The sequence below is a fragment of the Cognatiluteimonas lumbrici genome (genome assembly GCF_006476065.1).
GTDB lineage: Bacteria > Pseudomonadota > Gammaproteobacteria > Xanthomonadales > Xanthomonadaceae > Cognatiluteimonas > Cognatiluteimonas lumbrici.
Genome location: NZ_ML636798.1, coordinates 833,702 through 846,059, shown reverse-complemented (window position 1 = coordinate 846,059; position 12,358 = coordinate 833,702). Strand labels below are relative to the sequence as shown.

The following is a 12,358-nucleotide window of genomic DNA, read 5'->3' as shown; positions in this document are numbered from 1 at the left end:
AGCGCGCCTTTGCGCGCGATCGCGGCCAAGGGCCGCTCCCACAGTAGAATGCCGGAATGGACATCGTGCTCGCCAATCCCCGCGGCTTCTGCGCCGGCGTCGACCGCGCGATCGAGATCGTCAAGCGCGCGCTGGAGACCCTGGGCGCCCCGATCTACGTGCGCCACGAGGTCGTGCACAACCGCTACGTGGTCGACGAGCTGAAGCAGAAGGGCGCGGTGTTCGTGGAGGAGCTGCACGAGGTGCCCGACGGCGCCACCGTAATCTTCAGCGCGCACGGCGTCTCGCAGGCGGTGCGCGCCGAGGCCGATCGCCGCGGGCTGCGGGTGTTCGACGCGACCTGCCCGCTGGTCACCAAGGTGCACATGGAGGTCGCGCGCCAGTGCCGCGCCGGCCGCGACATGGTGCTGATCGGCCACGCCGGCCATCCCGAGGTCGAGGGCACGATGGGGCAGTGGAACCGGCAGGAAGGCGCCGGTGAGATCCACCTCGTGGAGAACCTCGAGGACGTGGCGACGCTGCAGGTCGCACAGCCCGACAACCTCGCGTTCACCACCCAGACCACGCTGTCGGTGGACGACACCCGCGGCATCATCGCCGCCCTGCGCGAACGCTTCCCGACGATCCAGGGCCCGCACAACGACGACATCTGCTACGCCACCCAGAACCGCCAGGACGCGGTCCGGCAACTGGCGCGGCAATGCGACCTGGTGCTGGTGGTCGGCTCGCCGAACAGCTCGAATTCCAACCGCCTGGCCGAGCTGGCCGAGCGCGACGGCGTCGAGGCCTACCTGATCGACGGCGCTTCCGAGGTCGATCCGGCCTGGCTGATCGGGCGCCAGCAGATCGGGGTCACCGCCGGCGCCTCCGCGCCGGAGGTGCTGGTCCAGGGCGTGATCGACCGCCTGCGCGAACTCGGCGCCGGCGCGGTGCGCGACCTCGCGGGCGAACCGGAGAACATGGTGTTCGCGCTGCCCAAGGAACTGCGCCTGCAACTGGTGGATTGAGCGCGGCCATGCGGTAGAATTCGCGGCCACGCCGGAATAGCTCAGTTGGTAGAGCGGCGCATTCGTAATGCGTAGGTCGTAGGTTCGAATCCTATTTCCGGCACCACGTGAACCCCGCGCTACGACAACCGCCGCGGGATCCCATCCGAAGGCCAAACACCATCCCGGATGCTTTTGAAGGCCCGCCACTGGCGGGCCTTCTGCTTTTCTGGTCCTGATCCATACTGTGCTTGACATGGTATGCGGCGCTATGTACTGTCTGCCAAACAGTAGAGGGCGGGACATGGTCGCGAAGGGTGGAGGGGATTCCCGGGAAGCGGGACTGGTCGAGCTGCGGCGCGGCGTGCTGGTGCTGGCCGTGCTCAGCCAGTTGCGCCAGCGCCAGTACGGCTATTCGCTGCGCCAGGCCCTGGCCGAGGGCGGCATGCCGGTCGAGGAGGGCACGCTCTATCCGCTGCTCCGGCGGCTGGAGGCCCAGGGCCTGCTGGCCAGCGAGTGGGACACCGCGACCGCGCCCCCGCGCCGCTACTACCGGCTCAACGCCGAGGGCAAGCGTGCCCTCGCGGAACTCGCCGCGGCCTGGCGCGCCCAGGTCGAGGCCATCGACGGTTTCCTGGGAGACGCCTGATGGACGTGCATGACGTGATCGAGTCCTACGTGCGCGATGTCGCGCGCCTGCTGCCGCGGGACAAGCGCAACGACGTCGCGATGGAGTTGCGTGCGCTGCTGCACGACGAGCTTGAGGCGAAGGCCGGGATGGCGGGCAGGCCACCCGACCGGAGGATGGCGATGGAACTGCTCGCGGGCTTCGGCCGGCCCGCGGAGGTCGCGACGCGCTACCAGCCCCGCAACTCGCTGATCGATCCGGCGGACAACCACAACTTCGCGATCTGGACCGTGGTCGGCATCCTTGCGCTGGCCGTGCTCGGGCACGACCGGTCGGCGGACGCACAGTTCCTCGGCGCGCTGCACTGGGTAGGGATCATGTTCGTGGTGTTCGCGCTGATCGGCTGGGGCCGCCGCCGGCAGCCGGAGGGCAGGTTCTCTTGGCGCCCGCGCGCGCAGGACATGCCGGCGCACGGCGGGCGTTGGCCGGCGCTGGCGTCGGCGCTGGGGCTGTGCGTGTTCCCCCTGGCCATGTACCTCTCGCCGCAGGGCTTCTGGGATGCCGCCACGTTGGGCAAGGGCGTCGCCGACGGGCTGGGCCTCACGAAGGAATTCCTCGGTAGCTGGCAGCGCATCGCGACCATCGGCTGGCTGCTGCTGGTGATTGCGAGCTACCTGGTGGTGGTGGTACGGAACGGGTGGCCGCGCTGGAACAGGCGACTGAGCATCGTCGCCCACCTCGGACTCGGGCTGATGCTGCTGGCGCATGCGGCGCCGCTGGCGACGCCTGTCGGACGCGAGCCGTTCGCGATCTTCCTCGCCGAAGGCGCCGACGCGGTGGCCAGGCCGTGGTTCGGGCTCGCCGGCGCCATCATCCTCCTGGCCACGCTGTACGACCTGTACCAGGAATGGGGGCGGGTCGAACCTGCCCCGGCGCACGCGGAGGTCTCCGCGGGTGCGACCACGGCGGGCTAGCATGGCGACATGAAGACAGCGGGCAAGGCGGTCAAGGCGAGGGTGGCGTACGTCTGCAGCGAGTGCGGCGCCGACTACAGCAAGTGGCAGGGCCAGTGCGCCGCTTGCGGCGCCTGGGACACGCTGTCGGAGATCGTGCTCGAGAGCGCCGCGGCGCAGAAGTCGCCGGCCGCGCGCCGTTCGGGCTGGGCCGGCAAGGTGGACGCGCCGCAGGTGACCGCGCTTTCCGAGGTCCGACACCAGGAAGACGCGCGCGTCTCCACCGGCATCGGCGAGTTCGACCGGGTGCTCGGGGGCGGCCTGGTCGAGGGCGCCGTGGTGCTGGTCGGTGGCGACCCGGGTATCGGCAAGTCCACGCTGCTGCTGCAGGCGGTGGCGAAGATGGCGCCGGGGCTGCCGGGCCTCTACGTGACCGGCGAGGAGTCGCTGGCCCAGGTGGCCGGCCGCGCCTCGCGCCTCGGCCTGCCCGTGGACGGGGTGCACGCCCTGGCCGAGACTGGCGTCGAGCGGATCCTCGAGCACGCCGCGAAGATGCGACCGAAGCTGATCGTGGCCGACTCGGTGCAGACGCTGTGGACCGAGTCGCTGACCGCGGCGCCGGGCTCGGTCAGCCAGGTGCGCGAGTCCGCGGCGCGGCTGGTGCGCTACGCCAAGGAGACCGGGACCGCGGTGTTCCTGGTCGGGCACGTCACCAAGGAGGGCGGCATCGCCGGCCCGCGCGTGCTCGAGCACATGGTCGACGCGGTGCTCTATTTCGAGGGCGAGTCCGGCTCCCGCTTCCGCGTGCTGCGCGCGTTCAAGAACCGCTTCGGCGCGGTCAACGAACTGGGCGTGTTCGCGATGGGCGAGCAGGGGCTGAAGGAAGTCCCGAATCCGTCGGCGATCTTCCTGTCCGGCGGCAGCCTGCAGCAGCCGGGGAGCTGCGTGATGGTCACCCGCGAGGGCACGCGCCCGCTGCTGGTGGAAGTGCAGGCGCTGGTGGATTCCTCGCCGCTGTCCAACCCGCGACGGGTCGCGGTCGGGCTGGAGCAGAACCGGCTGGCGATGCTGCTGGCGGTGCTGCACCGGCACGGCGGCGTCGGCGTCTCCGACCAGGACGTGTTCGTCAACGTGGTCGGCGGCATCCGCGTGCAGGAGACCGCTGCCGACCTGCCGGTGCTGCTGGCGGTGCTGTCCTCGCTGCGCGACCGGCCGCTGCCGGAGAAGACCATCGCGTTCGGCGAGATCGGGCTGTCCGGCGAGATCCGCCCCGTTCCGAACGGCGAGGAGCGCCTGCGCGAGGCCGCCACCCACGGTTTCAGGCGCGCCATCGTGCCGAAGGCGAACGCGCCGAAGTCGGGTTCGTTCAAGGGGCTGGAGGTGATCGCCGCCGAGCGGCTCGCCGACGCCCTCGACGCGCTGTAGGAGCGGCGCCGCTCCTACAATGTGCCGATGAAAGCACCCGTCGACGTCATCGGTTCCCTGAAGTACCTGTTGCTGCGCCCGTTCCTGCGCCAGGCCTGGGCGCGCCACCGCGACACCGGGCTGGCCTACCGGGTCAACCTGCGCGACGTGGTCGGCCGCACCATCCTGCGGCGCCGGGCGTACGAACCGGATCTGACCGCGTGGCTGCTGCGGGAGCTCGGCGACGGCGGCGCAGAGCAGGGTGTCTTCCTGGATATCGGGGCGAACATCGGCTGGTTCTCGCTGCAGGTCGCGCACTCGGGGCGCGCCGGCCGCGTGGTGGCGCTCGAGCCGGATGCCGGCAACCACGCACTGCTGCAGGAGAACATCCGCCGCAACGACTTCGGCGAGCACATCGACGCCATCGCCTGCGCGGCCGGCGCCGGGGCGGGACTGGCGCGGCTGCACCGCTACAAGGCCTCGAACCTGGGCCGCCACTCGCTGGTCGCCGACCATGGCCACGGCGGCAACTGGGTGGTGGTGGAGGCGATCGATACGTTGCTCGAACGCCTCGGCCTCGGCGAGGCGCCGATCGCCGCAATCAAGATCGACGTCGAAGGCTACGAGCCGATGGTGCTGGCGGGCGCGCGCGGTGCGTTGCGAAGGGCGAGGGCGCTGCTGGTGGAGCTGTCGCCGGACCTGTCCGCGCAGGGCGGCCTGGACCTGCCGGGCATGCTCGACGACATCGCCGCCGCCGGCTTCGTTCCCGCGACCTGGGACCAGCCCGGGCCGGTCCCGGGCTTCGAAGTGCTGCGCAGCCACCCGGAACAGATCACCGTCGGCTTCCGCAGGCCGTTGTAGGAGCGGCGCTCGCGCCGCGACCCCTACACCCGCTGCAGCACCAGTTCCAGCGCGGCCTTGCTACCGAAGAAGGCCAGCACCAGCAGCACCATCGCCACCAGCACCCAGCGCACCGCGGTGCGCCCGCGCCAGCCGCGGCGCCAGCGGCCCAGCAGCAGGCCACCGAAGGCCAGCCAGGACAGCACGCTGAGCACGGTCTTGTGCACCAGGTGCTGCGCGAACAGGTCCTCGACGAACAACAGCCCGGTGAGCAGGGTCGCCGAGAGCAGGGCGAACCCGGCGCCCACGGTCCGGAACAGCAGCGTCTCCAGTTCCGTCAGCGGCGGCAGCACGCCCAGCCATGCGTGGAAGTGGTGCCGGCGCAAGGCGCGCTCCTGCAGCCACAGCATCACCGCCAGCAGCGCTGCGATGGCCAGGGTGGCGTAGGAGAGCAGGGCGCACCAGGCATGCAGTTGCAGGCGCCAGTCCAGCGGCTCGGCGATGCGGTGGCCGTAGAGCGCATAGCCCGCGAGCAGCAGGGCGGCGAGGGGATACACCACCACCCCCAGGGCAGCCATCCGTGCGCCCGCGCCGAACAGCGCGGTCAGCGCAGCCATGCCCAGGCCGACCAGCGACAGCGCGGCGAAGAAATGCATGTCGGTGCCGCCGGTGGCGCGCCAGGCCAGCAGGTGGACGCTGCCGTGCAGCAGCACCGCGACGCCGGTCGCGGCCAGCCAGGTCCAGCGCTCGGGCGGTTCGCGGCGCAGGTCCGCGAGCAGCAGGCCGGTGGCCAGCAGGTAGGCGGCGATGGCGGCGACGGTCAGCATCCGCCAATCTTCGCACGGTAGAATCCGCGCATGTTCGAATCCCTGACCCAGCGCCTTTCCGGCACCATCGAGCGCCTGCGCGGCCGCGGCCGCCTGACCGAATCCAACATCACCGAGGCCCTGCGCGAGGTCCGCATCGCGCTGCTCGAGGCGGACGTGGCGCTGCCCGTGGTGCAGGCCCTGATCCAGCGCATCAAGGTGCGCGCGGTCGGCCAGGAAGTGCTCAAGTCGCTGACCCCGGGCCAGGCCCTGATCAAGGTGGTGCGCGACGAGCTCACCGCGGTCATGGGCTCGACCGCCAACGAGCTGCAACTCAATGTCGCGCCGCCCGCGGTGGTGCTGATGGCCGGCCTGCAGGGCGCGGGCAAGACCACCACCGTCGGCAAGCTGGCGAAGCACCTGAAGGAGCGGCGCAGGAAGAAGGTGATGGTGGTGAGCGCGGACGTCTACCGCCCCGCCGCCATCGAGCAGTTGAAGACCCTCGCGCAGCAGGTCGGCGTGCAGTTCTTCCCGTCGGAAGCCGGGACGCAGCCGGAGGCGATCGTGCGCGCCGCGATCGCAGACGCGCGCAAGTCGTTCGTGGACGTGCTGATCGTCGACACCGCCGGCCGCACCTCGGTGGACGAGGCGATGATGGCCGAGATCAAGGCGCTGCACGCCGCCGCTGATCCGGTCGAGACGCTGTTCGTGGTCGACGCCATGACCGGCCAGGACGCGGCGACGACCGCCAAGGCCTTCGGCGAGGCGCTGCCGCTCACCGGCGTTGTGCTGACCAAGACCGACGGCGACGCCCGCGGCGGCGCCGCGCTGAGCGTGCGCTACGTCACCGGCAAGCCGATCAAGTTCATCGGCACCGGCGAGAAGCCCGACGGCCTCGACGTGTTCCACCCCGACCGCGTCGCCAGCCGCATCCTCGACATGGGCGACGTGCTCTCGCTGGTCGAGCAGGTCGAGCAGCAGGTCGACAAGGACAAGGCGCAGAAGCTGGCCGAGAAGGTCGCCAAGGGCAAGCGCTTCGACCTCAACGACATGCGCGACCAGCTCGAGCAGATGCAGAACATGGGCGGCATCGCCGGGCTCATGGACAAGCTCCCGGGCATCGGCCAGATCCCGGACCACGTCAAGGCGCAGGTGACCGGCAAGGAAGTCCCGCGCATGGTCGCGATCATCAACTCGATGACGCTGAAGGAACGCCGCAACCCCGCGCTGCTCAACGGATCGCGCCGTAAGCGCATCGCCGCCGGTTCCGGCATGACCCCCGCCGACGTCAACAAGCTGATGAAGCAGTACCAGCAGATGGAAAAGATGATGGCGAAGATGGGCCGCGGCGGCATGAAGGGCATGATGCGCGGCATGCAGGGGATGATGGGCGGGCGGATGCCGTTCAGGTAGGACGCCCGGGCGTCCGCGCTCCGGGGTGCTACCCATGGGGCCTGAAAGCCCTTTATAATTGCCGGCTTACCCTGCCATCCCGGCAGCTGGGCTCCACCGAGTACACCATGGTCAAGATCCGCCTCACCCGTGGCGGCGCCAAGAAGCGCCCCTTCTACCACATCATCGTCACCGACAGCCGCAGCGCGCGCGACGGCCGCAACATCGAGCGCGTGGGCTTCTACAACCCGGTCGCCGCCGGCGCCGAGAAGCGCGTCGAGATGAACGTCGAGCGGGTCGAGTACTGGGTCGGGCAGGGCGCGCAGCTCAGCGACAAGGTCGCCGACCTGTACAAGGCCGCCAAGGCCGCTCCGGAAGGCGCCGCCGCGGCCTGACGCCGCGGGGCCGCACGTCGCGACCCCACACAGCATGGCTCCCGAGGCGCCGTCCGCGCAGAAGTCGATCCTTCTGGGCCGGATCCACGGCGCCTTCGGCGTGCGCGGCGAACTGAAGCTGGAGTCGTTCACCGACCCCGAGCGCGGGATCCTGCGCTACCAGCCGTGGACGCTGCGGCGCCCGGACGGGACCGAGGCCACGATCACCGGCGCGAAGGGCCGGCCGGCCGCGAAAGGCCTGGTGGTGGCGCTCCCCGGGATCGAGGACCGCGACGCCGCCGAGGCACTGCGCGGTGCGGAGCTCTGGGTGCCGCGCTCGGCGCTGCCGCCGCCGAAGCCGGGCGAGTACTACTGGGTGGACCTCGAAGGCCTGCGCGTGGTCAACGTCGAGGGCGTGGATTTCGGCGTGGTCTCGCACCTGTTCTCGACCGGCGCCAACGACGTGCTGGTCGCCCGCGGTGAGCGTGAGCGGATGATTCCGTTCCTGGAACCGCAGTACATCCGTTCGGTGGATTTCGAGGCCGGCATCGTTACGGTGGATTGGGATCCGGAGTTCTAGGTCGCGGCGCCAGCGCCGCTCCTACAATGCCCGCATGCGCATCGACGTCGTCAGCCTGTTTCCGGAGTTCGTCGCCCAGATGGCCGGCCACGGCGTGGTCGGGCGCGCGCAGGAGCGCGGGCTGCTCGCCTTGCATGGCTGGAATCCCCGCGACCATGCCGAGGGCAACTACCGCCGCGTGGACGACCGTCCGTTCGGTGGCGGTCCGGGCATGGTGATGCTGCTGGACCCGCTGCTGGCCTGCCTCGAGGCCGTCCGTGCCGCGGATCCGGCCCCGGCCCACGTCATCCATTTCAGCCCGCAGGGGCGGCCGCTGGACCAGGCGAAGGTGCGCGAGCTGGCCGGCCGCGACCGCCTGGTGCTGCTGTGCAGCCGCTACGAGGGCGTGGACGAGCGCCTGCTGGCGGCGGCGGTGGACGAGGAGGTCTCGATCGGCGACTACGTGCTGTCCGGCGGCGAGCTGCCGGCGGCGGTGCTGGTGGACGCGGTGGCGCGCCTGCAGCCCGGGGCGCTGAACGATGCCGAGTCGGCCGCCCAGGACAGCTTCGGCGAGGACCCGTCGGGGCTGCGCCTGCTCGACTGCCCGCATTACACCCGCCCGGTCGAGCACGCCCTGGGCAGCGTCCCGGAGGTGCTGCTTTCGGGCAACCATGCCGCCATCGCCCGCTGGCGCCGCAAGCAGGCGCTGGGGCGGACCTGGACCCGGCGCCCGGAGCTGCTGGACCGGGACGCCCTGTCCGCCGGCGACCGGGCCCTGCTGGATGAATTCCTGGCCGAAAACCCGCTATAATTCCCGGCTTCGCTCCACCCAGCCAAGACGCGGGTCCACGTGCACTCGCGCTACAACAGCCCGGCGCCCCGAGGCGACCAGGCACTCCAACAAGGCCCACACCGATGAACAAGCCCTCGATCCACTCCCTGCTGCAGAACTTCGAGTCCGAGCAGGCCACCCGCGAACTGCCCGTCTTCGGCCCCGGCGACACCGTCGTCGTCAACGTCAAGGTCAAGGAAGGCAACCGCGAGCGCGTCCAGGCCTACGAGGGCGTGGTCATCGCCAGGAAGAACGCCGGCCTGAACTCCTCGTTCACCGTGCGCAAGATCTCGCACGGCTACGGCGTCGAGCGCGTGTTCCAGAGCCACAGCGCCGCGATCGACTCGGTCGAGGTGAAGCGCCGCGGCAAGGTCCGCGCCGGCAAGCTGTACTACCTGCGTGGCCTCGAGGGCCGCAAGGCGCGCATCAAGGAAGACCTGGCCGGCAACGCCAAGGCCCGGGCTGCCGCGGCAGCCGAAGCCGCCGCCGCGGAGTAGTCCACGGACGCGGTGCGCCTCGACCTCTGGTTGTGGGCGGCGCGTTTCTACAGGACGCGCAGCCTCGCGCGCCAGGCGATCGAGCACGGCAAGGTCGAAGTCGATGGCCAGCGGGCCAAGCCGTCGCGCACGCTGCGCGGCGGCGAGGCGCTGAAGGTCGAGCGCGCGGCCGAGCTGTTCGAAGTGAGCGTGCTCGGCCTCAGCGACACGCGCGGGCCGGCCAGCGTCGCCCAGACCCTGTATTCCGAATCCGACGCGTCGCGCGAGCGGCGCGCTGAAGCGCGTGCGCGCCGGGCGGCCGAACGCGCCGGCTACCAGCCGCCCGAGGGCAGGCCCGACAAGCGCGCGCGCCGGCTGATCCGGGCGCTAGGCGACATCGACGCCACCTGACCCCGCCTTGTGGGAGCCGCCATGGCGGCGAGCTTTTTACAAGATCGCTGCGATCTGGGAAGAGCTCGCCGCCATGGCGGCTCCTACAGCAGTGCCTTCAGGCGATACAGCGCTTCCAGCGCCTGTTTGGGGGTGAGCTCGTCCGGGTCGAGGCCGGCGAGGGCTTCCACCGCCGCGTTGCTGGGCGCGAACAGGCCGATCTGGCGGGGCGCATCGAGCGCTTCCGCGCTCAGCGGCGTCGCCGGTGCGTCGCGGTTTTGCGCCTCCAGCTCCGCCAGCCGCGCGCGGGCGCGGCGCACGACCTCCTTCGGCAGGCCGGCCAGCGCCGCGACCTGCAGCCCGAAGCTGCGGTCGGCCGGGCCTTCCTTGACCGCGTGCATGAACACCAGCGTCTCGCTGCCGTCCTGGGCGCGGTGCTCGACCGCGTCCAGGTGCACGTTGGCGATGCCGCTGCCCGGCTCGGCCAGCGCGGTCAGTTCGAAGTAGTGGGTGGCGAACAGCGTGTAGCTGCGGTTGACCGAGGCGAGGTGGCGGGCGCAGGCATCGGCCAGCGCCAGCCCGTCGTAGGTCGAGGTGCCGCGGCCGATCTCGTCCATCAGCACCAGCGACCGGTCGGTGGCGTGGTGCAGGATGTAGCTGGTCTCGCTCATCTCGACCATGAAGGTCGACTGCCCGCGGGCGAGATCGTCGCCGGCGCCGATGCGGGTGAGGATGCGGTCGATCGGGCCGATGGTCGCGCTCGCCGCCGGCACGAAGCTGCCGATGTGCGCGAGCAGCACGATCAGCGCGTTCTGGCGCATGTAGGTGCTCTTGCCACCCATGTTCGGGCCGGTGACCACCAGCATGCGCACGCCGCTCTCTTCGTCCAGGATCAGGTCGTTGGCGGTGAACGGTTCCTCGCGCACCGCCTCGACTACAGGGTGGCGGCCGCGCTCGATGCGGATGCCGGGGTCGCGCGACAGCCGCGGCCGCGACCAGTCCAGCGCCTGCGCGCGTTCGGCGAAGCAGGCGAGCACGTCGAGTTCGCTCAATGCGGCCGCGCAACGCTTCAGCGATTCGAGGTCCTCGTTGAGCGTTTCCAGCAGCTCGTCGTACAGCAGCTTCTCGCGCGCCAGCGCACGCTCGCGCGCGGACAGGACCTTGTCCTCGAACTGTTTCAGCTCCTCGGTGATGTAGCGCTCGGCGCCGGTGAGGGTCTGGCGGCGGGTGTAGTGCGTCGGCGCTTTCGCCGCATGCACCTTGGAGATCTCGATGTAGTAGCCGTGCACGCGGTTGTAGCCGACCTTGAGCGTCGCGATGCCGGTGGCCTCGCGCTCGCGCTGTTCGAGGTCCACGAGGAACTGGTCGGCGTTGGTCGACAGGCGGCGCAGTTCGTCGAGTTCGGCGTCGTGGCCCTCAGCGAACACGCCGCCGTCGCGCGCGAGCAGTGGCGGCTGCTCGACGATGGCGCGGGCCAGCAACGCGGCGGTCGCATCGTGCTCGCCCAGCTGCGCGGCGAGCGCCCGCAGCCGCGGCGAGTCGAGCGGCGCCAGCAGCGCGCGCAGGCCGGGCAGCAGGGCGAGGCCGTCGCGCAGGGTGGACAGGTCGCGCGGGCGCGCGCTGCGCAGCGCGATGCGCGCGAGGATCCGTTCGAGGTCGCCGAGCGCGCGGAAGCTTTCGCGGAGGTCGTCGCCGGCGCGCGACTGCAGCAGCGTCTCGACCGCGTGGTGGCGTTCGCCGAGCACCGCCTGGTCGCGCAGCGGGCGATGCAGCCAGCGCCGTAGCAGGCGTCCGCCCATCGGGGTCACGGTGCTGTCGAGCACGCCAAGCAGGGTGTGCCTGGTGTCGCCGTCCACGCGCGTGTCGAGCTCGAGGTGTCGGCGGGTCGCGGCGTTCATCGCGATCGCGCCGTCGCCGGCCTCGACCGCGATCGCGGTCAGGTGCGGGATGCGCTGCTTCTGGGTCTCCTCGACGTAGCCGAGCAACGCCGCGGCGGCGGCGATGCACGCGGGCTTGTCCTCGATGCCGAAGCCGGTGAGGTCGTGCACGTTGAAGAACTGCAGGAGCTGGCGGCGGCCGCTGTCGGCGTCGAACAGCCACGGCGCGCGCCGGCGCAGGCCGCCGCGTTCCGCCAGCGAAGCGGGCCAGCCTTCCTCGTCCGGGACCAGCACCTCCGCGGGCTCGAGTCGCGCCAGTTCGGCCTCGAGCGCGTCGTCGCCGGCGGCTTCGCCGACCAGGAAGCGCCCGCTCGACAGGTCCGCCCACGCCAGCCCGTAGCCGTTGCGGCCGCGCGCCACCGCCAGCAGCAGGGTGTCGCGGCGCTCGTCGAGCAGGGCCTCGTCGGTGACCGTGCCGGGGGTGACGATGCGCACCACCTTGCGTTCGACCAAACCCTTGGAAGTCGCCGGGTCGCCGACCTGTTCGCAGATCGCCACCGACTCCCCGAGCGCCACCAGCCGCGCCAGGTAGCCTTCATGGGCATGCACCGGCACGCCCGCCATCGGGATCGGCCTGCCGGCCGACTGCCCGCGCTGGGTCAGGGTGATATCGAGCAGCTTCGCGGCCTTGCGCGCGTCGTCGTAGAACAGTTCGTAGAAGTCGCCCATCCGGAAGAACAGCAGCACGTCCGGATGTTCCGCCTTGGCGGCGAAGAACTGCTTCATCAGGGGGGTGTGCTGCTCTGTGGCAACGGATGCCATGAATTGGTTTTTCCCGTGG

General features: G+C 70.9%; 13 protein-coding genes and 1 tRNA gene. 12 read left to right on the top strand and 2 right to left on the bottom strand.

Annotated features, from left to right (window positions below; all coding sequences use genetic code 11):
• Positions 1-56: 56 nt before the first annotated feature.
• The 6 genes from ispH to E4F25_RS04130 all read left to right on the top strand — a co-directional run bounded on the left by ispH (position 57) and on the right by E4F25_RS04130 (position 4,832).
• Complete coding sequence (gene ispH / locus E4F25_RS04155) at positions 57-1,007, top strand: 4-hydroxy-3-methylbut-2-enyl diphosphate reductase (protein ID WP_140908960.1); 951 nt, start codon at positions 57-59, stop codon at positions 1,005-1,007.
• 30 nt (positions 1,008-1,037) lie between these two features.
• Positions 1,038-1,113 (top strand) — tRNA-Thr (locus E4F25_RS04150).
• 177 nt (positions 1,114-1,290) lie between these two features.
• A complete protein-coding gene (locus E4F25_RS04145) occupies positions 1,291-1,635 on the top strand; it encodes a PadR family transcriptional regulator (protein WP_140908959.1) in 345 nt (114 codons plus the stop codon).
• A complete protein-coding gene (locus E4F25_RS04140) occupies positions 1,635-2,588 on the top strand; it encodes a hypothetical protein (RefSeq protein WP_140908958.1) in 954 nt (317 codons plus the stop codon). The genes E4F25_RS04145 and E4F25_RS04140 overlap by 1 nt, the downstream gene beginning before the upstream one ends.
• A 9-nt stretch (positions 2,589-2,597) precedes the next feature.
• Complete coding sequence (gene radA, locus E4F25_RS04135; RefSeq protein WP_140908957.1) at positions 2,598-3,992, top strand: DNA repair protein RadA; 1,395 nt, start codon at positions 2,598-2,600, stop codon at positions 3,990-3,992.
• A gap of 27 nt (positions 3,993-4,019) precedes the next feature.
• A complete protein-coding gene (locus E4F25_RS04130) occupies positions 4,020-4,832 on the top strand; it encodes an FkbM family methyltransferase (RefSeq protein WP_140908956.1) in 813 nt (270 codons plus the stop codon).
• Positions 4,833-4,855: 23 nt separating this feature from the next.
• On the opposite strand, the gene E4F25_RS04125 is transcribed toward E4F25_RS04130, so the two are convergent.
• Positions 4,856-5,638 carry a cytochrome C assembly family protein gene (locus E4F25_RS04125; protein ID WP_140908955.1) on the bottom strand — a complete coding sequence of 261 codons (783 nt, stop codon included), beginning with the start codon at positions 5,636-5,638 and terminating at the stop codon, positions 4,856-4,858.
• A gap of 30 nt (positions 5,639-5,668) precedes the next feature.
• On the opposite strand from E4F25_RS04125, the gene ffh reads away from it, so the two are divergent.
• The 6 genes from ffh to E4F25_RS04095 all read left to right on the top strand — a co-directional run bounded on the left by ffh (position 5,669) and on the right by E4F25_RS04095 (position 9,661).
• Positions 5,669-7,030, top strand: a complete 1,362-nt coding sequence (gene ffh, locus E4F25_RS04120; protein ID WP_140908954.1) for a signal recognition particle protein — start codon at positions 5,669-5,671, stop codon at positions 7,028-7,030.
• A gap of 107 nt (positions 7,031-7,137) precedes the next feature.
• A complete protein-coding gene (gene rpsP / locus E4F25_RS04115) occupies positions 7,138-7,404 on the top strand; it encodes a 30S ribosomal protein S16 (RefSeq protein ID WP_140908953.1) in 267 nt (88 codons plus the stop codon).
• A 34-nt stretch (positions 7,405-7,438) separates the two neighbouring features.
• Complete coding sequence (gene rimM / locus E4F25_RS04110; RefSeq protein WP_140908952.1) at positions 7,439-7,963, top strand: ribosome maturation factor RimM; 525 nt, start codon at positions 7,439-7,441, stop codon at positions 7,961-7,963.
• A 34-nt stretch (positions 7,964-7,997) separates the two neighbouring features.
• Entirely contained in the window at positions 7,998-8,753 is a 756-nt protein-coding gene (gene trmD / locus E4F25_RS04105; protein ID WP_140908951.1) for a tRNA (guanosine(37)-N1)-methyltransferase TrmD, read from the top strand.
• Between the two features lie 104 nt (positions 8,754-8,857).
• Entirely contained in the window at positions 8,858-9,271 is a 414-nt protein-coding gene (rplS, locus tag E4F25_RS04100) for a 50S ribosomal protein L19 (protein ID WP_140908950.1), read from the top strand.
• 12 nt (positions 9,272-9,283) lie between these two features.
• The gene (locus E4F25_RS04095; RefSeq protein ID WP_140908949.1) at positions 9,284-9,661 is read left to right on the top strand and encodes an RNA-binding S4 domain-containing protein; all 378 of its coding nucleotides are present in this window, start codon (positions 9,284-9,286) and stop codon (positions 9,659-9,661) included.
• Positions 9,662-9,744: 83 nt separating this feature from the next.
• Here the strand turns inward: E4F25_RS04095 and mutS are convergent, their stop codons facing one another.
• Entirely contained in the window at positions 9,745-12,339 is a 2,595-nt protein-coding gene (gene mutS / locus E4F25_RS04090; RefSeq protein WP_181168195.1) for a DNA mismatch repair protein MutS, read from the bottom strand.
• Positions 12,340-12,358: the final 19 nt, after the last annotated feature.